We start from the raw sequence: 23,862 nt of genomic DNA on the forward strand, positions 1-23,862 counted from the left end.
CGGCATTCCTCGCTTACTCGCAGCCCACTCCATCGCCGTCGCGGTCCAGGTGCTTGCCGTAGCCCGGATCGCCGGCCCGCACCGGTGCTGCTCCGGCGGCGCGCGCGGCGGCACAATTACTGAATGACCGTGAGCCGCCGCCATATGCCGGCTGCACCCTCTGCTGGGGCTGCGCTGCCTGCGGCCCTCGGTGGCAGTGATATTCCCCGGTCTTCCGATTGTTATGGCATCCCTCGGCGTTGAGGCCGCCGCCGTGGGAGTGAGCGGGCGCCGCCGTTAGTGCAATCAGGGCCGCCGCCAGGACCGCCAGACGCTGGAACAGCATCTCAATCTTCACCTACGTAGCCGCCGGCGGGCGTCAGCTTGCAGCGGCTACCGCCAACGTAAGAGCCGTCGGGACAGAGGGTGGTCCGGCCGCTTCGGCCGGTTCCGACATAGCTGCCATTCGGTGCGAGTCTTGGCTGACCGCCTACAAAGCTGCCATCCGGCGCCATGCGTGGATTGCCTCCAACATAGCTGCCATCCGGTGCCAGTCGGCACGGGCCAGACGATACATATGAGCCGTCGGGGCACAGCGTCGCCGCCTGCGCTGTTGCCGATGCCAAGAGAAAAATAGTCGAAATTGTCGAGATGAGAATCCTTGTCATGGCTTCCCCCAAGAAAGCGTGACGCCCATCCGCTTAATGTAGCATCGAAACGACCGGCGCGCTCCTGCTTAGTCGTGGAAATGGCCTCGCGGCGGCTCGACTGGCTCCTTAGCCACCAGCAGCTCGAGTTCTTGGTTCCGGACGTTGCCGACCAGCTTGTTCGCCGGCCGGATCTGTATAGGCCCTTGGTAGGGCTTCAGCAGCGAGACATCCGGCGTGGCCAGCCATTGGGCAGCCTGTTCGTGCTCGAGGATCACCGGCATGCGGCCGTGGATGTGCCGGGTCTGGTCACAGGCTTCTGTGATGACGATGCTGCACGATGGCCTCCCATATCGTCCAGGAGGGGCGTACAGGCCCGCGAAGCTCAGCACCTCGCCATCGGGCCGGGTGAAGTGCCAAGGCTGCTTGTCCCCCTTCTGCCCGGACCACTCGTACCAGCCCGACGCCGGCACGACGCAGCGCCACTTCTCAAGCGACGGCTTCCAGAGCTTGCTCGTCTCAATGGTGTCGGTCCTGGTGTTGAAGGTCGCGGCCTTCAGCGGCTCAGCCGACCACGGCGGCACCAAGCCCCAGCGCGCCATCTGGCCGACATTACCCTCGGCGCCGGCGGTGACCATCAGGACATCCTGCGTCGGCACGACATTGTAGGCCGGCTCGAGGTTGGTCTACGGCGCGGAGATCAGGCTGTAGTAGGCGTGGACCTCGTTCCAAATGTAGCACCGCGTCATCCGGCCGCACATGGTCAGGGCTCCTTCTTCTCCGGCGCCGTCACCTGTGTCGCGCAGCCCCGCCACATGCTGTCATCGGCTCGGCCCAGAATATCGCCGAGTTCCAACAGCGCGTCGTTGGCACGGCAGGCCGCCTGATACTCTGGCTGCTCGAAATAGTAGTTCAACGTCACCTGGTTGATGACTCGCCGAGCGGCTCCGATCGTTTTGACGACCTCGGCTTTCTGATCGTCGCGCAGACCCGTCCGCTTGAACCGCCTGCGGCCCATGCACCCTCTCCGACTCGATTGTGCTTGTTTCGTTCCGGTTTGCGCGCCTGTCTAGTACGAGTCAATCTTCTACGGGGTTGGCGAATCAGAGGAGGGGAATATGGCAACGAATCCTGGCAGATTAAGAGTGGCTCTAATGATGATTGCGGCTGTCTCTGTGGCGGCATGTCATCACCAGACTGCTGAAGAGAAAGAAGCTGACCAGCGAAACAAAATACTCGCGCGGCCCGCCACGATGAAAGATCTGATCGCCTTAGCAAATGGCTTCTCCCCATTGGTCAATCGGGCAGATGAACTAGAGCAGGAAATTGATTGGTTGCAGGAAACGGTGGAAGTGCAACAACGCCAATTGGACAAACAAAAAAGCCGAATTGAGGATCTTGAGAACAATATTAGGTACCTGCACTGAGGAGAATGGCACACTGGAGGCCAAGCCGCTAAGGCTTGCTAACTGAGACCTACCGACATTTGGCCCGAACGTTGCAATCCAGCGACCCTCTGACTATTCTTGCCGACGGCGGCCGGGATCGCTCCGGGCGTAGAGAGACTGGGCTCGCTCACAGTTTCACCGGCCGCAACCCCCCTCTTCAACTCGCCATACACCTTCCCAGACGAATAAGAGCTCATTTTCCCAGATCTATGGATTTTTCGGCGTGTGTCGGTCCGCGCGTAGTGGCGGGGGTGGGGTGCCTGGTGCCGGGGGGGGGTGTCTGAGACGGGCCCGGATAGGCATATGCCCTAGAATCGGCACAGAGAGTCACTGACGCGCTTGTCGGTGTTTCCGCTATCTCACAGCGGTGCGCCTCATCTTGCGCACCAGTGAGCCTCAGCGCCCGAGCAAACGGCATCCCATATCTGGTGCTTGCGCAGGATCGGCGCGCAATGGGTGGACACGACGCATCCCGACGTCATCGGCAAATAGAAACCCCGCCGGCGCGAACCGGCGGGGCTCTGCAGGCGTGGTTGATGCGCCTAGGTGTATGCCGGTTCCCGGTCGTCATCCTGCATGATGACGGGATAAACCCAGTTGTTGCCGACGGGGACGGGAGCACCCCATGCCCAGTCCAGGGCCAGCCCTTCATCCTCCATGTCCTCCTCCTGGGCACCGAATGCCGCGAGGGCGTCGACCAGTTCGGCCGGCGCTGGTGTGAGGAGATATTCCCGACCGTCGGGAAGCCGGATCAGGTCAGAGGTTGCCACGATGCGGGCCAGCGCCCACCGTTCTTCCAAGGTCACGCCATCCGGCGCAGCCTCGGGAAGGACCGGCGCGAACCGGCCCCCACCCTTGGTGTTCCGCATTACTCTCCGCTCGCCTTGTGTGGTGTGCAGCCTACCGCTTCATGCGCCTGGTCGACACTGAGACCATGCTTGGCGAATGCCTTCTCGACGGCATCAACCTCACCCACGGTCGGTCCCCATGCCTTTCGCACCGGGCGATCATCAACCACAGCTCCAGAATTGATCAGTCGGCTAAATGCCCATCGGGCTCGCTTGAGCGCGTCGATGTCATTCGTCGACGGCCCATCCCCGGATTCCAGTTCCTCGATTACCCAGTCGAGCCGGGCCATGGCATCAGCCTTGGTGTGAAGCATTTTAGGATGGTCGCTCCTCAGCACGTCGTACATGGTGCCCATGACGAGACCCGCGATTACCTCCTCAACCTTCGACAAGGCCTCGCAGCTTTGCAGTGCGCGGAGGGTATGCACGGTGACGTATGCCTCGGCAGCACTGATCGACTGCCAATCAACGGACACCACATGCTCGTGGTAGACCTCTTCGATGGTCTGATCGAAATCGATTTCGAGCCCCTCGGGAATGTGGGGAAGGATCGCGGCGCGGAACCTGTCGAAGATCGGGGAGATTGACGCGGGTGTGATCGTGGTAATCTGTTTCTCAGCCATGATGGCCTCCTCGGAAGGTTGTCAGGGTTAGGCCCGGCGTGGAGGTTGCCGCCTCTCACCGGGCCGACTACTGCACATTTGCCTTGCGCTGTAGTTACCTATATAATAGTTGATGTACATGATAACATCAACGGAATTATAGGTAAGATATGACGCTTTTCGATGCACGGCTCTGCAAGGCCGCCCGTACGCTGCTCGACTGGTCCCGAGAAGACCTCGCCAAAGCCTCAGGTGTCGGAATCAGCACCGTTTCTGAATTTGAGCGCGGCGACCGCGCAACGTATGAGGCCAGCAAGGCCCGGATGAAGTCTGCACTCGAAGCTGCAGGCGTCGTGTTCCTCACAATCGGCGATATCGACGGGCTGGGCGTGCGTCGGCGTTGACAGTCCTATAGGGGTTCGATGGCGGCAAAGTGCCCACCGCGCCGAACGGACTTGACCGCACCCATTCCCTCGAGCGCGGCAACGGGGTCCACATCCGCCAGGCGATCGAAGTCGATGCGGCACCACGTCTCTCGGTCCACCCGGACAGCCAGGATGTAGACATCGACCACAGCGCCGGTTGCCGGGTCAGGTCGCTGCACATAGGCGGATGCTGTCAGCCGGTCTAGCGTCGCCATGGTGGCGAAGGCCTCGCCGATGACGCGGAACAAGGTGCCGTGCGCGAGGCGCGCGAAGTCCCGCCTGATCTGGGCGTCACTGCGTTCCTTGAACGTCACCTTGAACCCCCGGCCGGCAACAGACGCGATCTTGCGGGGTATGTCGTCTTCGTCGGGGAGGTCGACGTCGAGCTGCAGCGATCTCCCGTCTTCGGAGAGGTCGAAGTCGACGAGCGTCTCCTTTGGCCAGGCGATTTGCCCCAGCGCAGCCGTGAACAGCTTCTCCATGGCGTCGGGATCGCCGCGCTCAAGCCGGCCCAGCAGTGCGAGCCAGTCGGCCGCATCCTCGGCGTGCTTCTTCAATCTTCCCTCCCACGTCGTCAGAGCTTCGGAATGCTGGCGCTCGGCAATGAAATTGGAGGCTTCGATATCGGCGCGTCGGCCCAGGAGCTTGTCGAACCAGGTGATGCCTCGGAGAACCGGCGCGGCGGGGCGCGGCTCGCCGAACGCATCGAGTTGACGGAACCGTGGCAGGCGGGGGTCGGGTGTTGAAAGGTGGATATCCACACAGCAGGTGTAATCGGCGTTGAGTTCGTCGACCTCGGCCTGAAGCCACTCTGAAAGCTTGTCACCCTGCTGCTCCCTAGCGGCCTTCACCAGCCGCGCAGGTGCTTCGGCGCCGTCGGCAGTCAGAAACCTCACCGAACCGTCGTCATGCAGTTCAAGACGCATCGGCACACTGGTCGTTTGGGCAGCGGGCGAACGCGAGCGCCGCGAAGATGGCGAGTCTAGCCGCTGGCGATAGGATAGGCCTGTGCCAGGGATGCCAGCGTTTCCGTAGATACCCTGCCGCCCCAATGTCACCGATGCGCCACGCGGTCCAGCCGACAAGCTGGCACCTCGCATCCCGAAGTTTAGACGGACGCCAGGCATGAGGCGGACGCTGCGCCGGAACCTAAGCCCCATGACAGCCTCCGGCCGGAAGCAAGGCGGTCGTGGCAGTTTGGATGAAAACAGGCATGAACATGTTGACCTCCCCCAATATGGGCGGAGCATAGCACAGAGCGGCCGCGCGCCAACTGACGGCGGCGGTCCGCTCGGCTTGAAGCGTCTGGAGGGTGCAATGAGGTGGATATGGGCGGCTGCTCTGATGGTCCTGTTTTCGTCGCCCGCGGCATTGGCGGACGTCCGTGTCCATGACGGCGACACCATCACGCTCGATGGCACCAAGATCCGCATTGCCGCTATCGACGCACCGGAATTGGACCAGAAGTGCGCCACCGAGTCCGGCCGGTGCATGCCCTGCGGTGCCGTCTCCAAGGGCTATCTGTTGAGCCTGTTGGCAAAGGGCGCACCGGTCTGTGTCCGGATCGACACCGACCGTTACGGCCGCGCCGTCGCCACGTGCACGGTCAATGGCCGGGATATTGGCGAGGCCATGATCCGGAGCGGCAATGCCGTGGCTTACACCCGGTATCTGGTGGGCGACCAGGCGAGGCGCTATCCGGCGGCCGAAGCCGCGTCTAAGAAGGGCCGTCGCGGAATCTGGGCCGGCAGGTACGACATGCCGGAGCGGTGGCGCCGAGGCGAACGCATTAAGTGCGAGAAGTAGCTGGAACCCCGAGGCGGGGTGTACCATCAAAGTGTTTGAGCGAGTCGTTTCCTTGGGGGAAGCCATGAATTGTTTCCAAGCCACGACATTCTTCGGGACCGCCTTACTGGTCCCCTCCATGACAGTTCCGGCCGGGGGATGCGGCAGCCTTTCAAGCACGCCTTGCTACTAAGCCATGGTTACCGCGAAACCATGGGCTGGGCGGTTACTACTGGTTCTGGTGCTGTGTGCAGTTTCGTCGCCCCTGTATGCCGCTGACCTAAAGACGATCCCCGATCTTTGCAGAGACCTGGAATCCGGTATTACTACGCTGGCGCGAGAGGCACCCAAGCAACGTAGCGGGATAGTGGGCAATCCCGACCAACAGAGCCGATTGAACATATTGGCCCAAGCGGACAGCATGGACGAAGCTCGGTTCAGGGAAGAAGCTTCTTGGGCTCGATTGGGGTGTGCACAGATTCTCTACGGCAGATAGATGGCGCACCCGCTCCAAGCGCTACTGCCGGCCGTCGTCGGCGCGCTTCATCGACTTCATCACGTCAAGATGAGCCTGGCCGATGCTGATATTGATGCTGGGCCCGCCGCGCTCCCCGAAGTTGGCCGGATCGAGCATGCCGGCATACCACTTCCTGGTTTCGATCCGGAGCTTGTCCCGCTGAACCTTCACCGTGTTGGGCCGCGTCGTCCCGTCGTCGACATAGCTGTCCTTGTCCTCGGCGTCGGCGATGGCCTGGCACTCGTCGGCAAGCGCCGCGGCACGGAGCCGTTTGGCTTCGGCGAACCGCTCCTTGTTCTCGGGTGAGTTCAGGAACCGCTGGATCGAACTCTTGCCGACATGGTGCGCGTCGGCGAGCTGCTGAAAGGTCAGGCCACCGGCCCACTCGGTGAGTAGGGCGTCGACACCGACGGCCTCGAGGCGGGCCATGGCCGAGCCGGATTCCGTTGCCGGGCTGAGGTCTGTGTTCAAGGTATTACCTCCATGAGCCGACGCTGGGCGTCATTGAAACGGGCGGCAGCAGCTTCGGGATCGGCGCTCGGGAATGGAGCCTTCGCGATGGGGAGGGGCGTGCTGGTGTAATTCTTGATCCCCAGCATGTGGCGCTGGGCGTCGGTCAACTTGGTAGCATCGACCGGCACCGCTCCATCCGGCATCCCGGCGGCGCGGCGCCGGCCGACGCTGTAGTCCGTGGGATTCAGCACGGACTGTTCGCGGTCCTCCACAGCCCCCAGCGCGGCTCCGGCTGTCCAGGCATTGGGCCTGTCGGGCTCGATGCCAACGCCAAACTTGAAAGTCTTCGCCGCCAGCTTTCTCAGCGTCAACGGATCCGGGTTCTGCATCGTAGCGGCCAGATCCTTGGCAACCTCGGGGTCGAACAGCGCCTTCTGCCAGAGGTCGTCCATCTGCCTCTTGGTCCGACCACGAACGAAGTTCATCGCGCCTTCCATCGCCGGATAGATCTTTCCGACGCGGCCGGACTGTATGGCGTAGAGGCGTGTGCCGATCTGCGGCAGCTTCATGCCCAACGCATCCTCAGCCGCCCGGAACGGCACCTGTTGCGGGGCGGCGCCGCCGGGCTTGGGCAGTCGGTCGGCCATGGCGCGGGCGTCAGCGATGAACCTGGCATTCCTCAGATGCTCCGCCGAGAAGATCAGCCCAAGGGCCTTCTGGTTCTTGTCCAGGAAGGTGATTGTGCTTCTCGGATCGTCGAAAGGGATACGCTGCCATACCGCCGCCCGGAGGCCGTCCAACGCGGCCTTGTCGTCACGGACACGGCTCCGCAGCTTCATCGCCAAGCCCGGGTTCCGGACGGCCTCGTCGATGAGGGAGTCGGCAGACTTGGCCCCAGCCTCGACGCTCGCCAGCTTACGCTCCAGGACGTTCCGCTCGACCACACGCGCCCTGTCCGCAAGGGTCTGCTGCCGCGCCAGGAGGAGCCGGTCGGTACTTCCCACATCCTCGACGAGAGACCGCAGGTAGGGCATTTCAGAGAGCATGGAATCATGCTGGCGAACCCAAGCCGAATATCTGGCCGGGTCGATCACGCCATCCCGCACCGCGGCCTTGCGCAGGCTGTCCAGCGCCACACTTTCCAGCGCTTCGACACCTCTGACATACTCCGAACTCGCCGGATCCATGCCCTGCAGCGCCTTCGTGAATGAACGCAAGCCAGTGACGTTGTTCGGTTTCCACAGATCGGAGGCCATGGCCTCATCGCTGAGCTTGCGGAAGCCTTCATTGTCGCGGGCGCCAAAGCTGCGCACGTCGGGCTGGCGGAAGGTCTCGATGACCTGATCTCTGTAGTCCTTCCGGAACGCGTTCCACCGCTCGGCAAGGTTCTGGTCACTCGTCCGCAACTCGGTGTTGACGATCATGTCGTCGAAATCGCGCAGTAGCCGCGAGAGGGTCGATTCCTGCATTCGGTCGGCCGGATTGCTCGACTTCTGGCTCACGTTCAGATCGTCGACGATTCGCTCCCGCAGGGCCTTCACGTCCTGGAACCGGACGGGCTGGCGAGCGGCGTCTTCCGCGCCATATCGCACGATTGCGTCCAACACCTTGGGACGATAGCTGGGGTTATCGAAGGTGCGCGGCGCATAGGTGTCGGCGACGCGCTGCTGGAAGCCCCGGAAATCGAGGGTGACATCGGCCGTGTTCAGCCCCTCGGCGATGGCCCGCTGGTTGAAGTGGTCGCGAACCGCCCGGCGCGTATCGTTTAGCGCGGCGCGCATGTTCTGGCCGGCCTGCACCAGATCGACGGACGGCACGTTACCGGCCAGCACTTCCCGTTCCGCCCGCTTCTGCGCCTGCTCCCGCTGCAGCTTGTCGGCGATGGCCTTGCTGCGAACCTGGGCGCGAGCGGCAACGGCTTCGGAGGACAGAGACGACACCGGGGCCTGCGTTTCGGCAAAGGTATCGATCGCCCGGTCCTGGGCGTCTCGCCGCTTCCTGGCGGCCTCGAGAGTGGGGCCGGTGATGCGCTCGTCCAGATCCTTCTGGGCAGCCATGAGGGCAGGGGAGCCGGTACGCTCGGCGAGGGACAGCTCCATGCGGTCAGGACTGCCAGAGCGTGCCGCAGCTTCGTTCACTGCCCTCTCTACTTCACCGGAACGTGCAACCTCTTGCTGATAGCGCGGAAGCTCCTCGCCCAGCGTCTGGCCGACCATCTCTCTGGCGCGGGATGTCGCGGCTTTATCCGAGACGGTCGGGGCCAGAGTGCGTGCCAGTCGGCCGGCCATGAAGGTCGGCGAGAAGAACGCCGCAGCGGACAGGCCGGTGGGCGTGGCAATGGCGCCGATCATCTCTCCGGTGTCGCCGCCGACCTCCTGCCCAATACCACCACCAAGGCCGGAGACGGCCGAGAGCCCGGTTTCAACAGCGGCGGTCCTGACGGGCGCCTGCATGGTGCCCTTGAGCATGTTCTGGCCGACCTGGCCCATCACCGTGGCGGCATCCACCGGTGCTGTGGCGTAGGACGCCGGCTTGGCAAGCCCCATGACCTGCGGAGCGGCGACGAAGGGGAGGGAAGCACCGATGTATTCACCCGTCTTGGCCGCGACACGTTCGGCCGCGTCCCGGGGCTCAGGGGCATCGCCCAGCCGGTCGCCGATACTGCTCAGCGCGCGGTCGATCTGACGCCCGCCGGCGGACTCCAGGACAGGCTCAAGCGCCTGGCTGACCATGGGGCGCATATCGACATTGCCTTGCAGGCCCTTACCCGAAGTCATGTCCTCTAGCGCGCCCTCAGGGTCGCCAATGATGCGCCCCTGCGGGGCGATGAAGCTGTTGACATAACTATTGGCCAGCGCCACCGGAATGCCGCCAATAGCGTCTTTCGCATGCCCGAGGCCGCGCCAGATGCCCGCGGGAACCTGCTGGGCAACGCTGAGGACGTCGGAGCCTTCCTGCGGTACGCGCTCCGGATTGGTGATCTGGACCTCGACCTTCTGGTAGAAGTCGGCCCGCGTCATGCCGGTCTGGGCGTAGTGCTTCCGGTACAGCGCATCCGCCAACTCCTGGTCGGGAACGTCGGCGTATGCAGGGTTCTGCTGCTTGAAGTTCTTGATGTTCATTGGAACAGACCCAGCGGGTCGTTTGTAGGCACGGTGCCTCCGTTACCGAGGCTCATGGGATCGCCGGACTGTGGCGCCATGACGGCTCCCCGGGGGTCGACGGCGAGTGGCCTGCTGCGAATCTGCTGCAACCACTGATAGATTTCGACCAGCCGCTGCCGGGCCTGCTCCGTTGAGGTGAACGGACCCCCACTCGGCAACAGGCTCTCGATGCGCCTCACGTCCGCTTCCGTGGTTCTTTTGTCGCTTTTCAGCGCGGCGATCAGATCCTGCCTCAAGGTCGCGATGTCGACGCCGACCTGGTCGGATTCCTTCTGGTAGCCACCGACGAAGGGCGCGCCGACCGCGTTCCATGCCCGGCCCGCCGCCGTCTTGACGCCGATGCCCTGCTGCCAGACGTCGCTGGCAAGCATGTCCCTGACCCGCGACGAAGCCAGATCGATCTGGTTGTTCTCCTCCGCTCGCTCCTGAGCCAGCTTCGGCGGGACATGACCTTGGGCAGCGGGCGACGGTGCGGCCTCGCTCTGGGCCTGCCCAGCCTGTCCACCGCCGTCAGGTACCCCGGGGACTGTCGTGCCGGGCGCGGTCTGGGCGTTCGGTCCCGCCAGATTGAGCTCATATGGCCGGCCAGCGCTGTCGACGCCGACCTCGATGCCGCCGTAGGCAAGGCCCTGGGCACGCTGAGGATCGACGCCCTGCTGGATCAGGTAGTTGTAGCGCTGCTCCGCGACCGTGGGCTGGCGGGGGTGTCGGGGCTCGACGTGGGCGGGCTGGCCGTAGGCATCCGACGGCCGGGCCCAGACCACCTGGCCGTCGCGGACGATCTTGACGGGCGTGCCTGCCTCAGGGTCCGGGGCCTTGACGCCGCCGATGCCAATGGTCTGCGTCGGGTCCAGCCGGTCCGCGGCGACGCGCATCTGGCGGCCCGATGCCGGGTCATAGGCGTCCTGGAACTGCCAGTCGGGCGCGATGCCTGCGGTGTCGACTTGACTGGCTCGCATCCAGTTCAGCATCTCCGGCGACGGCCGGCCTCCTGCCGGGTTGTAGCCGAGAAGGGTCTGCTGTGCCGTGTTCAGCGGCGACAAGCCGCCATCAGGCGAGAGAACGCTGCCTGGCGTTACCGGCGCGGCGGCGTCGGCCGCATTGCCCATGGCCTGCTGGTCCATGCCGGTAGCTGCGCCACCACCTTGTCCCATGATGCTGTTCGGCGGCATGTAGCCGCTCTGCTGCACCAGCGCCTTCTGGTTCTCGTTGAGCGCGTCCCAGCCCGCGACGGCGAGTTGCCGCGCCGCGCGCTGTGCTTCCGCGTCCCGCTGGCTCGCGAATTTGTCGATGAGCCGTTCCCGGTCGTTCGACACACCGCCTTGCAGCGCCGCACCGATATCCCGGAACCGGGCTTGGCGAAGCAGGCGCCGCTGGTCTTCGTTGAGCGTTTCCAAGTCCATGTCAGTGCCCCACCCTGTTCATGAGTTGCCGGATCAGGAATTTCAGGACCGGCTTGTCGGCGATCCATGCGGCGAAGCGTTCGCCGTGCCGGAGATAGAGATCGCGGAACCATGCCGGCGCAGTGCTGAACAGCCAGGCGCGGACACGGAGCCATTCCGGATTGTCGGCGCCGTAGACCTCGCGGGCGACCCAGCAGCCGCCGAGCATGCCCATGAACTTGCCGGCGTTGTCCATGGCCATGCCGTCGTTCTTGAGCCGCATCGCCTCGACTTCGAACAGGCCCTGCGTCGGGCGGGTCTCAGTCTGCACGAGCTGGCCGGTCGCACTCTGCAGGATGCCGAGTTGCGCGGCCGGGTGACCGATCTTCCGCAGGAACTCGAGGTATTTCTCATCTTCCATTTTCTGCTGGATGCTCTGGGTGAGGGAGCCGGCCTGCACCGCTGCCGTACCGGCGTCGAGCTTGATCCGGCTCTGGTCCGCTCCGAAATCCCCGAGCAGCCCAGCCGCCGTGACGCCCTGTTGGTTCGCGGTCAGCCCCGCCGCCTGGTTCACCTTCAGCGCCTCAAGTCCAGACGCCGCATTGCCCTGCGACGCGGCATTGGCCGCCGCCATGTTGGCCGCCGCCGCCGCCTGTTCCATCTCGGCGTTGCGGGCGCCGGTGTTGAACAACACGCTCTGGTTGGTCTTCGCGGCGTCCTGCGAATAACCGGCCTCGGCCAATGCCGCAGCCTGCGCCGCAGCCTGATTGCGGGCCTTCGCTTCCTGGTCCATGCCCAGCAGGGAGACATCGGCGCCCTGGTTGGTCTGGTCCGCCGACAACTTCCGGTTCGCGTCCTGCATGATCAGCCCGGAGGCGGTGTCGTAGCCCCTGTTGTAGAGATCGGAAACAGTCGTGCCCAGCGTGCGGTTGAACATGTCGTTGGTCTGGGCGTCGACCACCGCCTGACGGGAGCCACCGAACGCGCCGGCCTGCACTGCCCTGGCATTGTCGACGCCCCGCTGCTGTTCCCGCTGGAAGGCGAGATTGTCCATCACGGACCCGACCACGTTCTGCAGATAGGGGTTCATGTAGGCCCCCATGTCGTAGTCCAGGAACGTGTCGGCGCCGACCTGGCCCACCAGTGAGCGATCTACGCCGCTGACGTCCGCGACCGGGGCAACCGTGGCGCCGAAGATCCCCTGCACCGGAGCGATGGAACTGGCGTTCATGGTGGCGGCCGTCATGGTCGGCGCCGTGATCTGAAGAGGCGAATAGGACGCCTTCTGCTTCGCCAGATCGATGGCGGCGTTGATCGCGCTGGCGCCCGCCGCTGGGGCGGAATTGATGGTCGAGATGCCCCCCGTGATCGTGGAATTGACCGGCGCGACCCTCGTTTCCTCATAGGGTGTAAACGGAATGGCGGCCGTCTTCTTGGCCTCGTCCAGCATGCCCAGCAACGCCTTCTGCGCGTATTTGGGTGTGCCCCCGCCCTTCTTGCCTCCGAGAAATCCGAGGAGGCCCATTATGCGGCCTCCTTCTCGACGTGGCGGCGCAGAGCGTCACGGACAAAGTCGGACAGCTTCCGGTCCTGACGGGCCGCGGCTTCCTTTAGACGGGTCTCAAGGCTGGCCGGCAGCATGACATGGAGATGCCGGTCGAACGATGCGGGCAAAACGGGCATGTGCGCCTCCTGAACAACAGAGGTTCAGGATAGCATCGAATAGCCATTAACCCATTGAAAATATTGAATTATACGCAGACGTTCGCTGGCAGTCGCCTAGGCTCTCACCTGTCCGGCGCCGGCGGCGAAATGGATTCGGAAGAGCCAATCGGGAACGCTCTATCGCCCGACATGCCACCACAGATTTACAGGAGAATTACAGGACAGGAGGGTTTTGCGGCCAAAAGTATGACCTAACCCATTGAAAAGGTTGGCGCTCCCTAGGGGACTCGAACCCCTGTTTTCGCCGTGAGAGGGCGACGTCCTGGGCCACTAGACGAAGGGAGCTTGGCCGTGAACAGGCGCACTAGATAGGCGGGATGGCCTATCGCGATCAAGGGAAATATGACGCTCAGGCCAGCATGACGATGGGCACCGCATCGAAGCGGCCGGCAGCCTCGTCGAGGCGGAAGGCGCCCAGGTCGCCGGCGACGCCGTCCGCCACCCCGGCGATCAGCCAGATCATGTCCGGTTCCCAGGCCTGGGCGCGGTCACGCTCGGAAGGCGCGGCGGGCGCGTCGGGGTGCGAGTGATAATGGCCGACGATTTCGCGGCCGGTACCGCGCAGCGCCTTTTGCAGCGTCAGGCGCAGGCGCATGTCGATCTCGAAGCTGTCGCGGGGCCGGGCCGACAGGTTGACGCTTTCCGCCACATCGTCGATCACCAGCGCATCGCCCTCGGCGTGGCCGATCAGCAGGCCGCAGCATTCCTCGGGATAGGCCGCCCGGGCTGCGCCCCGGATGCGGTGGGCCAGTTCGGGCGGCAGGCGGATCATGGCGCCGCAGGCACGGCGCCGGGCACGAATCGCAACGAGCCCAGCACTTCGCCGGTCCGGCGATCGACCAGCAGCAGCGTGCGTCCCTCGGGCAAATCGAGCAGCACCTGGAGTTCGCCGGGACCGGCGGTCACCCCGACGACGCGCGCGCCATAGGGCACCGGCACATCCACATTACCCAGCACCCTGGCCTGCGGGCCGCTCACGACCTCATTTGCCGTGGTCTCGGCGGGCGCTTCCTTGCCCATGCGCGCGGCGCGCAAGGCCATGGTTGTGCCGATGACGCCGACGCAAATCATGATGGCGACGCCCAGCAGAATCACGATGATCTTGAGCGTACGCTGCTTTTGGTCCACTTGTTCGCTCATGTCCCAGCTTTCCGATCAGACGGTCGAGGCGATCATCGGCGACGGCGACGGTGGCGACCGGCTCGACAAGGCGCTCGCCGCCGCCCTGCCCGGCATGTCGCGTGCGCGCATCCAGCAGCTCCTGGCCGCAGGCATGGTCGCGCGCGTGGACGGCCATCAGGCGCGGACCATAGACAACGCCTCTGCCAAGGTCAAACCGGGGGAGCGCTACCTGCTGACCGTGCCGCCCGCCGTCGAGGCCGTGCCGCGCGGCGAAGACATTCCGCTGAATGTGGTGTTCGAGGATGCCCACCTGATCGTCGTGGACAAGCCGGCCGGCCTGGTGGTGCATCCGGCTGCGGGTCACGCGGTCGGCACCCTGGTGAACGCGCTGATCGCCCATTGCGGCGACAGCCTGTCGGGCATCGGCGGAGTCCGGCGCCCGGGCATTGTCCATCGGCTGGACAAGGACACATCTGGCCTGATGGTGGCGGCCAAGACCGACGCGGCGCACAATGGCCTGGCGGCGCAGTTCCATGCCCACAGCATCGAGCGCGCCTACAGGGCGGTTTGCTGGGGCGCGCCGCGGCCGCGCCACGGCACCATCGAGACCCAGATCGGCCGCAGCACCGCCAACCGCAAGAAACGGGCCGTGCTGAAGTCGGGCGGCAAGCATGCGGTCACCCATTACGCCGTGGAGGCGGTCTATGGCGACCCGTCCGCCCCGGTGGCCTGCATGATCGAATGCCGGCTGGAGACCGGCCGGACGCACCAGATCAGGGTGCATATGGCCCATATCGGCCACACGGTGATCGGCGATCCCATGTATGGCGGCGGGCGGCGGGCGAAAGGTCTGCCCCCGGCGGCGCAGGAATTCCTCAAGACGTTCCACCGCCAGGCGCTGCACGCGGGCGTTCTGGGGTTCGAACACCCGGTGACCGGCAAGCTCTTGAAGTTCGAAAGCGAACTCCCAAGTGACATTGACGCACTGGCGCGGGCCCTGTCCGGCTGACGCTGGTGCTGTCGATGGATCAATCCGGTTCGTCGGGGGGTTAAGGGGGTGGAGTTGGCGTTTCCGGCGCCATCCCTTACAATAACGAGATGAACGAGAGATCCCAGATGTCCTCTGCACAACTCCCGGCCCTGCTCAGCCCGGAAGGCAGCCTGTCGCGCTACCTGCAGGAAATCCGCAAGTTTCCCATGCTGGCGCAGGAGGAGGAGTACATGCTCGCCCGCGCCTGGAAGGAACACGGCGACACCGAATCCGCCCACAAGCTGGTGACCAGCCATCTGCGGCTCGTTGCCAAGATCGCCATGGGCTATCGGGGCTATGGCCTGCCGCTGGGCGAGCTGATCTCGGAAGGCAATGTGGGCATGATGCAGGCGGTGAAGCGGTTCGACCCTGAGCGGGGATTCCGCCTGGCCACCTACGCCATGTGGTGGATTCGCGCCTCGATCCAGGAATATGTGTTGCGCTCGTGGTCGCTGGTGAAGATGGGCACCACGGCGGCGCAGAAGAAGCTGTTCTTCAACCTGCGGCGCATCAAGGGCCAGATCGAAGCCATCGAGGAAGGCGACCTGAAGCCCGAGAACGTGGCGGAGATCGCCCGACGACTGGGCGTGACCGAGGACGAGGTGGTTTCCATGAACCGGCGCCTCACCGCGCCGGACAGCTCGCTCAATGCGCCGCTGCGCGACGAATCCGACAGCGAATGGCAGGACATGCTGGTCGACGACGACATGGACCAGGAAGAGCGTCTGGTCGAGCGCGACGAATTGTCGCTGCGGCAGCAGCTGCTGACCGATTCCATGTCGGTGCTGAACGACCGCGAGAAGCACATCCTGACCGAGCGGCGTCTGAAGGACGCGCCGACGACGCTCGAGGATCTGAGCCAGGAATACAATATCTCGCGCGAACGGGTCCGCCAGATCGAGGTCCGCGCCTTCGAGAAGCTGCAGAAGGCCATGAAGAACGCCATGAAAGACCGCCAGATCGCCGCTGAGGAACAGCGGGCGTTGGGCGCGTAGCGGATCGGCCTTAAACGAGGCGGGCGAGACTGCGCCGTTCGGCGCCCTTGACCCCGTGGCTGCGGAGTTCGCCGAGGAGCTGCTGGAATCCCGTGCGGTATTTCGACACATACAGCCTCCCCGCCGCCGTGCGCAGATAGGTGCCGAAGATCGGGTGATCGACGACCTGATCGATCTGGTTCCACGGGACAAGACGCCGCGACGCGAACCGGCGATAGAGAATGCCGTCGGTGCCGTAACGCGCGCTGACGCAGAACAGGCCATAGACCGCGCATCCCAGCAGCACGAACATCAGCGAACCGATGGCCGGCACGAACGCCGTCGCCAGGTCCCACGGCTGCGAATTGAACGCGAGAACGATGAACAGGGCCACAAGCGCAAGGCAGGTGGCGGCGCTGCAGATGCCCAGCACCACGAGGCCGGGGGTAAGGCCGAGCACGGTCCTGCCTTCCTTGTCCACGTCAGGCGGCCGACGGCTTGCGCGCATCAGCATCATGAGGAACAGCGGCGAGAGGATCGACGTCACGACGACCGTCCCCAGCAGGATCAATAGAGTCATGCAACTACCGTTGGCTCGGCGTGAACTCGATGTGGAGTTCCTTCAGGATCCGCAAATGGTAGTTCGGCAGGTGGCGCAGGTCGTTCCGGCCCTCGGCCAGCCAGACTTCGTCAATGCGGTCGACGAAAGCCTTGAACCCCCAGTAAAGCTCCCGCCGCGCCAATGGTGCACCCAGGCAATGGTGAACGCCAGAACTGAATCCGAGGTGCGAACCGGCGTTCTTGCGCTCCAGATCGATCTCGTGCGGGCACTCGAAATGCCGCGGATCCCGGTTGGCTGCGGCGAACCGCACCTGGACGATGGCGCCCTTGGGAATCGTCACGCCCCGGATTTCGGTTTCCTTGACCGCCATGCGTGTCAGGCCCTGCACCGGCCCTTCCAGGCGCACCACCTCCTCGCAGAAGGTTTTCAGGTACCGGTCGGGATCTGACTTCAGCTTGCGCCAGACATCCGGGTTGCGCGCCAGCATCATGATGCCCGCCGACAGCGCGTTGGTGGTGGTCTCCGAGCCACCGACGAAGGTGTCCTGCATCATGTGGGCGTGCAGTTCGTTGTCGTTGAGCGGCCGGCCCCATTCGGGGATGACATTGTTGACCAGGTCCGACAGCAGGGTGCCGTCAGGCTCCCGGCGAAGCCGCTCGAACAAGGGTTGGAAATAGTGCTGGGCCTCGATCTCCATGTCTGTGGCCCACAGCACCTCGTCCTCCGACAGGCCGATGCTCTTGCCCTTGATCCAGGCGTCGGTCCAGCGCTTGATGGTCCAGACGTCCTCGTCCCGCGCGCCCATCTGGCGGCAGATGACGATCAGCGGCAGCGGAATGGCGAACTGCTTCACATATTCGCAGTGTCCATCGGCCACGAACGCGTCCATCAGATCGTTGGCGAGCCCGGACACCAGCGGCTCCAGGTCCTTGATCCGGCCGGCACGGAACGCCTTGTCGAAGGTGGCGCGCATCTCGGCATGGTTGGGATCGTCGCGGGCAGCAAGCGACGGCGCCGGCACCCAGCCCTTCTCGAGGAACCGTTCATAGGCCTTGCGCGCCGGCCCGGTCAGCGCCGCGTGGTCGTGCTCGGTGCGCCAGTTACTGAAGGTGTCCGTATCCTTGAGCACCGCGCGCAGATCGTCGTAGCGGCTGACCACGAACATGCCCGTCGCCGGATCGCGCCATACCGGCGCCGCCTCCAGCAGCAGTTCGTAGGTGGGATAGGGGCACTCCAGCACCTCGGCATCGGCCAGCGCCGCCTCGCCGATTGTCGCCGGGCGCACAGGGTCGTCCATACGGTTGATCTGCGTCATGTGTTCCTCCCCAGGAGCCGATAGCATACCATGAAGCTAAACGCTGACGTCCCGTGCCGCCACCTGCGCACTCTGTCAGGGCAGGACGTATCCATCGAAACAGGGATCCTTGCCGCCCTTACGCCCGGTTTGTGGTTCATTGCCGGGATCGCCGTTCTGGCTGCGCTCGGGCGGACGTCGTACTGGATGGCGGTCTATTATGGCGCCATGTCGGTCCTGAGCTATACCGTCTACGCGGGCGACAAGCAGCGCGCGGTGTCTGGCGGCCGCCGGACCCCGGAAAACATACTGCACCTGCTGGACCTGCTGGGCGGCTGGCCCGGCGGAATCCTCGCCCAGCAGGCGACGCGCCACAAGCGCCGCAAGTCCGGGTTCATGGCCATCACCGCATTGATTGTCTGTGCCCATCTTCTCGGCTGGACATGGCTGGCCGTGAGCGGCAGGACGCTTTTCCTGACCTTGCATGACCGGAGTCTGAGTCAACCGATTGAGCAGATCGGCGAGGACTGGTGGGTGCGCTAGCACCCGCCGGGCTCAGTCGACGAACGGGTCGTGGACCAGAATGGTGTCCTCGCGCTCGGGGCTGGTCGAGAGCATGGCCACGGGCGCGTCGATCAGTTCCTCGATCCGGCGGATATACTTGATGGCGGTGGCGGGCAGCTGGGCCCACGACCGGGCGCCCTGGGTGCTGTCCTGCCAGCCTTCAAGCGTTTCATAGACCGGGGTGACGCGCGCCTGCTTGTCGGCGCTCGATGGCAGATAGTCGATCTGCTCGCCGTCCAGCATGTAGCCGACGCATACCTTCAGCTCGTCGAAGCCGTCGAGCACGTCCAGCTTGGTCAGGGCTATGCCCTGGATGCCGCCGACCTTCACCGCCTGGCGCACCATGACCGCGTCGAACCAGCCGCAGCGGCGCTTGCGGCCGGTGACGGTGCCGAATTCGTGGCCCCTCTCGCCCAGCTTCTGGCCTATGTCGCAAGTGAGTTCGGTGGGAAACGGACCAGAGCCGACGCGGGTGGTATAGGCCTTGGTGATGCCCAGGACATAGTCGAGCGCGCCCGGGCCGTTGCCCGCACCGCCCGCTGCCTGTCCGGCGATGGTGTTGGACGAGGTGACGAACGGATAGGTGCCGTGATCCACGTCGAGCATGGCGCCCTGCGCCCCCTCGAACAGGATACGCTGTCCGGCGCGGCGCGCCTCGGCCATGAAACGCCAGGTGGGCGCGGCATAGGGCAGGATCTTCGGCGCGATTTCCTTGATCTGGGCAAACAGATCGTCGCGGTCCACCTCGGGCTGGCCCAGCCCCCGGCGCAGCGGATTGTGGTGCGCCAGCAGCGCATCGATGCGGGTGTTGATGGCCTCGTCGTCCTCCAGATCGCAGACGCGCAAGGCGCGGCGGCCGACCTTGTCCTCATAGGCCGGCCCGATCCCCCGGCGCGTGGTGCCGATCTTGGCGCGCTCGGTGGAGGCGTCTTCGCGCATGCCGTCCAGCTCGCGGTGCAGCGGCAGGATCAGCGACGCGTTCTCGGCAAGCTGCAGCGTGTCCGGCGTAATGTCGATGCCCTGGGCGCGGATCTTGTCGATCTCGGCGACCAGCGCCCACGGATCCACCACGACACCGTTGCCGATCACCGACGGCCGGCCGCGCACCACGCCCGACGGCAGCAGACTCAGCTTGTAGGTCTGATCGCCCACGACCAGCGTGTGGCCGGCATTGTGGCCGCCCTGGAAGCGCACCACCACGTCGGCGCGTTCCGACAGCCAGTCGACGATCTTGCCCTTGCCTTCGTCGCCCCACTGCGAGCCGATGACCACCACGTTCGCCACGATTCAGACTCCTTCCACACTGCCGTTGCGGTAGACATGGCTGCATCCCAGCCGCCGTGCCTCGCGGGCGTCGTCGGCCACCGCGTCGAGTCCCGCCACCGTGCGCCAGCCACTGCTGCGCAGCCCTTCGGCCGCCTCGCGCGGCGTGCCGGCGGGCACGAACACCGCATTGGCCCGGCGCGGCTCGGGCAGCGCCCGAAGCAGCGAATCCACATAGACGGTGAAACCCACGGCCGGCTCGAGGCTGGCCGCGCCCTGCACCTGGTAGCGGCCGCCACGGCCCAGTTCGCGGCTGCCGTTGCGGTCGAACGCGGTGAAGCAGATACCGGTATGGTATTCGAAATTGCGGTATTCGCCGGGGTCGATGGTGAGCGTCAATGCCGGTGCTGCACCGCGCAGGGTGCCGACCATGGCGCGCAACTCCTCGACCAGCGCCGCAGCCTCGCCGGGCAGATCGAGCCCTGTCAGTGCATCCAGAGCCTTGTCTGCCTCGCCGCCTGCCAGCAACAGGGTCTCGAACACTTCGCGGACACGGCCGTCGAACACGGACAGGCCGGCCATGTCCTTTTCATCGAGCGCATCGCGGGCAATGGCAGCGCGTGCGGCGTCGAGGCCCAGCCCGGCAGAGACAGCCGGCACCAACGTCGGCACGGTCAGGTCGATGGTGAAATCGACAGCGCCGACCGAATGGAGCGCCTCGGCCGCCAGCAGCAGCACTTCCGCCTCGGCCCCGGTCGAGGCGGTGCCGATCAGCTCGATTCCCGCCTGGCCGAACTCACGCTCCGAGCGCAGCTTGCCGCTTTCGACGCGCAGCACCTGGCCGGCATAGCACAGCCGCAGCGGACGCGGCGCGGCAGCGAGGCGCGTGGTGGCGACGCGGGCGACCTGGGTGGTCATGTCGGTCCGTACGCCCATCATGCGGTGGGAGGCCGGGTCCATCAGCCGGAACATGCGCCGGCCTTCGGCGGCGCCGACACCGGCCAGCAGGCTGTCCTCGAATTCGACCAGCGGCGGCGCCACCTGGTCGTAGCCGTGCGCCGAGAAGCAGGCCAGCAGGGCCACCACGGCACGGCTTTCCAACTCGGCGCGGGGCGCCAAGGTGTCGTGCAGGCCCTCCGGCAAGAGAGCGCGGGTCGCGGCGTCGTTCATGGTTCCGAACCTAGCCCAAAGGCAGGGCCGTCGTGAGTGTTAAAACGATGTCCGTCGCCTAGAACGACAGCGACTTGGCCTGGCGCATCTGCGGCAGCGCACAGATTTTCTTGAGCAGATCGTCGCCAATGGGCTGGTCCACGTCGATCAGCGCGAGTGCGCCCTGGCCCGGACCGACGCGGCCCAGGTTGAAGTTGGCAATGTTCACCCCAGCGTCGCCCAGCAGGGTGCCCAACGCGCCGATGAAGCCCGGTTTGTCGTCGTTGCGCACGAACAGCAGGTGCTCGCCAAGCTGGGCATCGATATCGATGCCCAGAATATCGACGATGCGCGGCTGCCGGTCGGCGAACAGCGTGCCGGCGATGGTGTAGGTGTTGTTGTCCTGGGTACTCACCGACAGCCTGATCAGGGTGTGATAGTCGGCTTCCCAGTTCAGCTTCTTCTCGGTGACCTCGATGCCCTTTTCCTTGGCGATGACCGGCGCATTCACCATGTTGACCGACAGGTCGAGGATCGGCGCCAGCAGGCTCTGCAGCACGATGGCGTTGAGCGGCCGCGTGTTCAGCGCGGTGGCGGCGCCCTGATATTCCACTTCGACGCAGGCGATATTGCCCTCGACGATCTGCCCCATGAAGGAACCGAGCTGCTCGGCCAGCTTCATGTAGGGGCGCAGGCGCGGCGCTTCCTCGGCGGTCACCGACGGCATGTTGAGCGCGTTGGTAACCGCGCCGTCCACCAGATAGTCGGCGATCTGCTCGGCAACCTGCAGCGCCACGTTCTCCTGCGCTTCCTCGGTCGAGGCGCCCAGGTGGGGTGTTGCGATCAGGTTTTCGCGACCGAACAGGATATTCTCCTTGGCCGGCTCGACCTCGAACACGTCGAAGGCGGCGCCCGCCACCTTGCCACTGTCGAGCGCGTCGCGCAGGTCGGCCTCGACGACCAGGCCGCCGCGCGCGCAATTGATGATACGCACGCCGTCCTTCATCCGGGTGATGGCATCGGCATTGATGATCCCGCGCGTACCATCGGTCAGCGGCGTGTGCAGGGTGATGAAATCGGCGCGGGCGAACAATTCGTCCAGTTCGACCTTTTCGACGCCCAGATCCATGGCGCGCTCGGGCGACAGGTAGGGATCGAAGGCGACGACCTTCATCTTCAGGCCGATGGCGCGGTCGGCGACGATCGAGCCGATGTTGCCGCAGCCGATCAGGCCCAGGGTCTTGCCGGTCACCTCGACGCCCATGAAGCGGGACTTTTCCCACTTGCCGGCCTGGGTCGACCGGTCGGCGGCCGGAATGTCGCGGGCCAGCGCGAACATCATGGCGATGGCGTGCTCGGCGGTGGTGATCGAATTGCCGAACGGCGTGTTCATCACGATCACGCCGCGCGAGGTAGCGAACGGAATGTCCACATTGTCGACGCCGATACCGGCGCGGCCGATCACTTTCAGGTTGGTGGCGGCTTCCAGCACCTTGGCGGTGACCTTGGTGTTGGAGCGGATCGCGAGGCCGTCGAACTCGCCGATGATGGCGATCAGTTCCTCGGGCTTCAGGCCGACCTTCTCGACCACTTCGACGCCGCGCTCACGGAAAATCTCAGCCGCCCGCGGGCTCAGGCTGTCGGAAATCAGTACCTTGCTCATCAGCCCTTCACCTCGTTGAATGCCCAGTCCAGCCACGGCGTCAGCGCCTTCAGGTCGCTGGCCTCGATCGTGGCGCCGGCCCAGATGCGCAGACCGGCGGGCGCATCGCGATAACCATTGATGTCGTAGGCGACGCCTTCCTTTTCGAGCAGGGAGGCGATCTTCTTCGGCACGTCAGCCCGGGCGTCGTCACCGTCCAGACCATCGAACCACGGATCGACGATCTTGAAGCACACCGACGTGTTCGAGCGGATTGCCTTGTCCTCGGCGAGGAAACTGACCCAGTTCTTCGATGCGACCCAGTCCTCGAGCACGCCCAGATTGGCGTTCGAGCGCTTGATCAGCGCCGGCAGGCCGCCGATACCCTCGGCCCAGACCAGCGCGTCGATATAGTCCTCGACGCAGATCATGGACGGGGTGTTGATGGTTTCGCCCTTGAAGATGCCCTCGATCAGCTTGCCGCCAGAGGTCAGGCGGAAAATCTTCGGCAGCGGCCAGGCCGGCTTGTAGGTCAGCAGCCGCTCGACAGCGCGCGGGCTGAGGATCAGCATGCCGTGGCCGCCTTCGCCGCCCATCACCTTCTGCCAGGAATAGGTGACCACATCGAGCTTTTCCCACGGCATCTCCATGGCGAAGACGGCCGAGGTGGCGTCGCAGATGGTCAGGCCCTGCCGGTCGTCCTTGATCCAGCTGCCGTCGGGCACCTTGACGCCCGAGGTGGTGCCGTTCCAGGTGAAGACGACGTCACGGTCGGTATCGACCTTGGACAGGTCGACGATGTCGCCGTAACCGGCCTCCATGGTCCGCACGTCGGTCAGCTTCAGCTGCTTGACCACGTCGGTTACCCAGCCGGCGCCGAAGCTTTCCCATGCCAGCATGTCGACGCCGCGCGCGCCCAGCATGGACCACAGCGCCATCTCGATAGCGCCGGTGTCCGAGGCCGGCACGATGCCGATGCGGTAGTCGTCCGGCACGCCCAGTACGGCGCGGGTGCGATCGATCGCTTCGGCAAGCTTGGCCTTGCCCGGTTTGGACCGGTGCGACCGGCCAACGCAGGCGTCCTTCAACGCATCAACCGACCAGCCCGGCCGCTTGGCGCATGGTCCGGACGAGAAGAAGGGCGAACGGGGCCGTTCGGTCGGTTTCATGATGATTTCCCGGTGAGGTTCAGGCTGTCTGGTTAGCGCGCATATTGAGCGGTCATCGGTTCGCGGCGGATAATAGGGGCCGGCCTAATCATGTCAACGTTGCAGTTCCGCGCGTGAG

At 64.8% G+C, this 23,862-nt stretch carries 24 protein-coding genes, 1 tRNA gene and 1 pseudogene; 6 read left to right on the forward strand and 20 right to left on the reverse strand.

Annotation, left to right across the window (positions count from 1 at the left end; translation table 11 throughout):
• Positions 1-13: 13 nt before the first annotated feature.
• The 3 genes and pseudogenes from WJU21_RS06705 to WJU21_RS06715 all read right to left on the reverse strand — a co-directional run bounded on the left by WJU21_RS06705 (position 14) and on the right by WJU21_RS06715 (position 1,644).
• Entirely contained in the window at positions 14-337 is a 324-nt protein-coding gene (locus tag WJU21_RS06705) for an excalibur calcium-binding domain-containing protein (protein ID WP_346322631.1), read from the reverse strand.
• Between the two features lie 378 nt (positions 338-715).
• Positions 716-1,297, reverse strand: a pseudogene (locus WJU21_RS06710) (SOS response-associated peptidase); the annotation flags it as partial.
• A gap of 92 nt (positions 1,298-1,389) precedes the next feature.
• On the reverse strand, positions 1,390-1,644 hold the full coding sequence (locus tag WJU21_RS06715; protein WP_346322632.1) for a hypothetical protein: 255 nt from the start codon (positions 1,642-1,644) through the stop codon (positions 1,390-1,392).
• 100 nt (positions 1,645-1,744) lie between these two features.
• On the opposite strand from WJU21_RS06715, the gene WJU21_RS06720 reads away from it, so the two are divergent.
• A complete protein-coding gene (locus tag WJU21_RS06720; protein ID WP_346322633.1) occupies positions 1,745-2,053 on the forward strand; it encodes a hypothetical protein in 309 nt (102 codons plus the stop codon).
• 563 nt (positions 2,054-2,616) lie between these two features.
• On the opposite strand, the gene WJU21_RS06725 is transcribed toward WJU21_RS06720, so the two are convergent.
• A complete protein-coding gene (locus WJU21_RS06725) occupies positions 2,617-2,943 on the reverse strand; it encodes a hypothetical protein (RefSeq protein ID WP_346322634.1) in 327 nt (108 codons plus the stop codon).
• Positions 2,943-3,545 carry a hypothetical protein gene (locus WJU21_RS06730; protein ID WP_346322635.1) on the reverse strand — a complete coding sequence of 201 codons (603 nt, stop codon included), beginning with the start codon at positions 3,543-3,545 and terminating at the stop codon, positions 2,943-2,945. The genes WJU21_RS06725 and WJU21_RS06730 overlap by 1 nt, the downstream gene beginning before the upstream one ends.
• Before the next feature lie 149 nt (positions 3,546-3,694).
• On the opposite strand from WJU21_RS06730, the gene WJU21_RS06735 reads away from it, so the two are divergent.
• Positions 3,695-3,928 carry a helix-turn-helix transcriptional regulator gene (locus tag WJU21_RS06735; protein ID WP_346322636.1) on the forward strand — a complete coding sequence of 78 codons (234 nt, stop codon included), beginning with the start codon at positions 3,695-3,697 and terminating at the stop codon, positions 3,926-3,928.
• A gap of 5 nt (positions 3,929-3,933) precedes the next feature.
• Here WJU21_RS06735 and WJU21_RS06740 read toward each other — a convergent pair whose 3' ends face one another.
• Entirely contained in the window at positions 3,934-4,875 is a 942-nt protein-coding gene (locus WJU21_RS06740; RefSeq protein WP_346322637.1) for a hypothetical protein, read from the reverse strand.
• A gap of 391 nt (positions 4,876-5,266) precedes the next feature.
• Here WJU21_RS06740 and WJU21_RS06745 point away from each other — a divergent pair, with 391 nt between their 5' ends.
• Positions 5,267-5,755: a thermonuclease family protein gene (locus tag WJU21_RS06745; RefSeq protein ID WP_346322638.1), complete on the forward strand. Its 489-nt coding sequence runs from the start codon at positions 5,267-5,269 to the stop codon at positions 5,753-5,755.
• A 496-nt stretch (positions 5,756-6,251) separates the two neighbouring features.
• On the opposite strand, the gene WJU21_RS06750 is transcribed toward WJU21_RS06745, so the two are convergent.
• The 8 genes from WJU21_RS06750 to WJU21_RS06785 all read right to left on the reverse strand — a co-directional run bounded on the left by WJU21_RS06750 (position 6,252) and on the right by WJU21_RS06785 (position 14,115).
• Positions 6,252-6,722 (reverse strand): hypothetical protein, encoded by a 471-nt coding sequence (locus WJU21_RS06750; protein ID WP_346322639.1) that lies wholly within the window; start codon positions 6,720-6,722, stop codon positions 6,252-6,254.
• Positions 6,719-9,826 carry a hypothetical protein gene (locus WJU21_RS06755; protein WP_346322640.1) on the reverse strand — a complete coding sequence of 1,036 codons (3,108 nt, stop codon included), beginning with the start codon at positions 9,824-9,826 and terminating at the stop codon, positions 6,719-6,721. Before WJU21_RS06755 ends, WJU21_RS06750 begins: the two co-directional genes overlap by 4 nt.
• Positions 9,823-11,271 carry a hypothetical protein gene (locus WJU21_RS06760; RefSeq protein ID WP_346322641.1) on the reverse strand — a complete coding sequence of 483 codons (1,449 nt, stop codon included), beginning with the start codon at positions 11,269-11,271 and terminating at the stop codon, positions 9,823-9,825. Before WJU21_RS06760 ends, WJU21_RS06755 begins: the two co-directional genes overlap by 4 nt.
• Position 11,272: 1 nt before the next feature.
• A complete protein-coding gene (locus WJU21_RS06765; protein WP_346322642.1) occupies positions 11,273-12,775 on the reverse strand; it encodes a hypothetical protein in 1,503 nt (500 codons plus the stop codon).
• Positions 12,775-12,933 (reverse strand): hypothetical protein, encoded by a 159-nt coding sequence (locus tag WJU21_RS06770; protein WP_346322643.1) that lies wholly within the window; start codon positions 12,931-12,933, stop codon positions 12,775-12,777. Before WJU21_RS06770 ends, WJU21_RS06765 begins: the two co-directional genes overlap by 1 nt.
• 251 nt (positions 12,934-13,184) lie before the next feature.
• Positions 13,185-13,260: transfer RNA gene (locus WJU21_RS06775), tRNA-Glu, on the reverse strand.
• A gap of 64 nt (positions 13,261-13,324) precedes the next feature.
• Entirely contained in the window at positions 13,325-13,747 is a 423-nt protein-coding gene (locus tag WJU21_RS06780; RefSeq protein ID WP_346322644.1) for a M67 family metallopeptidase, read from the reverse strand.
• On the reverse strand, positions 13,744-14,115 hold the full coding sequence (locus WJU21_RS06785) for a hypothetical protein (protein WP_346322645.1): 372 nt from the start codon (positions 14,113-14,115) through the stop codon (positions 13,744-13,746). The genes WJU21_RS06780 and WJU21_RS06785 overlap by 4 nt, the downstream gene beginning before the upstream one ends.
• Between WJU21_RS06785 and WJU21_RS06790 the strand changes: the two genes are divergently transcribed.
• Together WJU21_RS06790 and rpoH are read left to right on the forward strand one after the other, a co-directional pair.
• Entirely contained in the window at positions 14,114-15,106 is a 993-nt protein-coding gene (locus WJU21_RS06790; RefSeq protein ID WP_346322646.1) for an RluA family pseudouridine synthase, read from the forward strand. The genes WJU21_RS06785 and WJU21_RS06790 overlap by 2 nt on opposite strands.
• 107 nt (positions 15,107-15,213) lie before the next feature.
• Positions 15,214-16,122 (forward strand): RNA polymerase sigma factor RpoH, encoded by a 909-nt coding sequence (gene rpoH, locus WJU21_RS06795; RefSeq protein ID WP_346322647.1) that lies wholly within the window; start codon positions 15,214-15,216, stop codon positions 16,120-16,122.
• A 10-nt stretch (positions 16,123-16,132) separates the two neighbouring features.
• On the opposite strand, the gene WJU21_RS06800 is transcribed toward rpoH, so the two are convergent.
• Both WJU21_RS06800 and WJU21_RS06805 read right to left on the reverse strand, forming a co-directional pair.
• Complete coding sequence (locus WJU21_RS06800; protein WP_346322648.1) at positions 16,133-16,681, reverse strand: hypothetical protein; 549 nt, start codon at positions 16,679-16,681, stop codon at positions 16,133-16,135.
• Positions 16,682-16,685: 4 nt separating this feature from the next.
• A complete protein-coding gene (locus tag WJU21_RS06805; protein ID WP_346322649.1) occupies positions 16,686-17,978 on the reverse strand; it encodes a cytochrome P450 in 1,293 nt (430 codons plus the stop codon).
• Between the two features lie 30 nt (positions 17,979-18,008).
• Between WJU21_RS06805 and WJU21_RS06810 the strand changes: the two genes are divergently transcribed.
• Complete coding sequence (locus WJU21_RS06810; protein WP_346322650.1) at positions 18,009-18,500, forward strand: DUF1294 domain-containing protein; 492 nt, start codon at positions 18,009-18,011, stop codon at positions 18,498-18,500.
• A 12-nt stretch (positions 18,501-18,512) separates the two neighbouring features.
• On the opposite strand, the gene WJU21_RS06815 is transcribed toward WJU21_RS06810, so the two are convergent.
• Genes WJU21_RS06815 through WJU21_RS06830 form a run of 4 tightly spaced genes read right to left on the reverse strand, consistent with a single transcriptional unit; the run spans position 18,513 to position 23,744 of the window.
• The gene (locus WJU21_RS06815) at positions 18,513-19,805 is read right to left on the reverse strand and encodes an adenylosuccinate synthase (RefSeq protein WP_346322651.1); all 1,293 of its coding nucleotides are present in this window, start codon (positions 19,803-19,805) and stop codon (positions 18,513-18,515) included.
• 3 nt (positions 19,806-19,808) lie between these two features.
• Positions 19,809-20,954: an ATP phosphoribosyltransferase regulatory subunit gene (locus WJU21_RS06820; RefSeq protein ID WP_346322652.1), complete on the reverse strand. Its 1,146-nt coding sequence runs from the start codon at positions 20,952-20,954 to the stop codon at positions 19,809-19,811.
• A gap of 58 nt (positions 20,955-21,012) precedes the next feature.
• Positions 21,013-22,596 carry a phosphoglycerate dehydrogenase gene (gene serA, locus WJU21_RS06825; protein ID WP_346322653.1) on the reverse strand — a complete coding sequence of 528 codons (1,584 nt, stop codon included), beginning with the start codon at positions 22,594-22,596 and terminating at the stop codon, positions 21,013-21,015.
• The gene (locus tag WJU21_RS06830; RefSeq protein WP_346322654.1) at positions 22,596-23,744 is read right to left on the reverse strand and encodes a phosphoserine transaminase; all 1,149 of its coding nucleotides are present in this window, start codon (positions 23,742-23,744) and stop codon (positions 22,596-22,598) included. The genes serA and WJU21_RS06830 overlap by 1 nt, the downstream gene beginning before the upstream one ends.
• Positions 23,745-23,862 lie beyond the last annotated feature (118 nt).

The organism is Emcibacter sp. SYSU 3D8 (genome assembly GCF_039655875.1).
Lineage (GTDB): Bacteria > Pseudomonadota > Alphaproteobacteria > SMXS01 > SMXS01 > RI-34.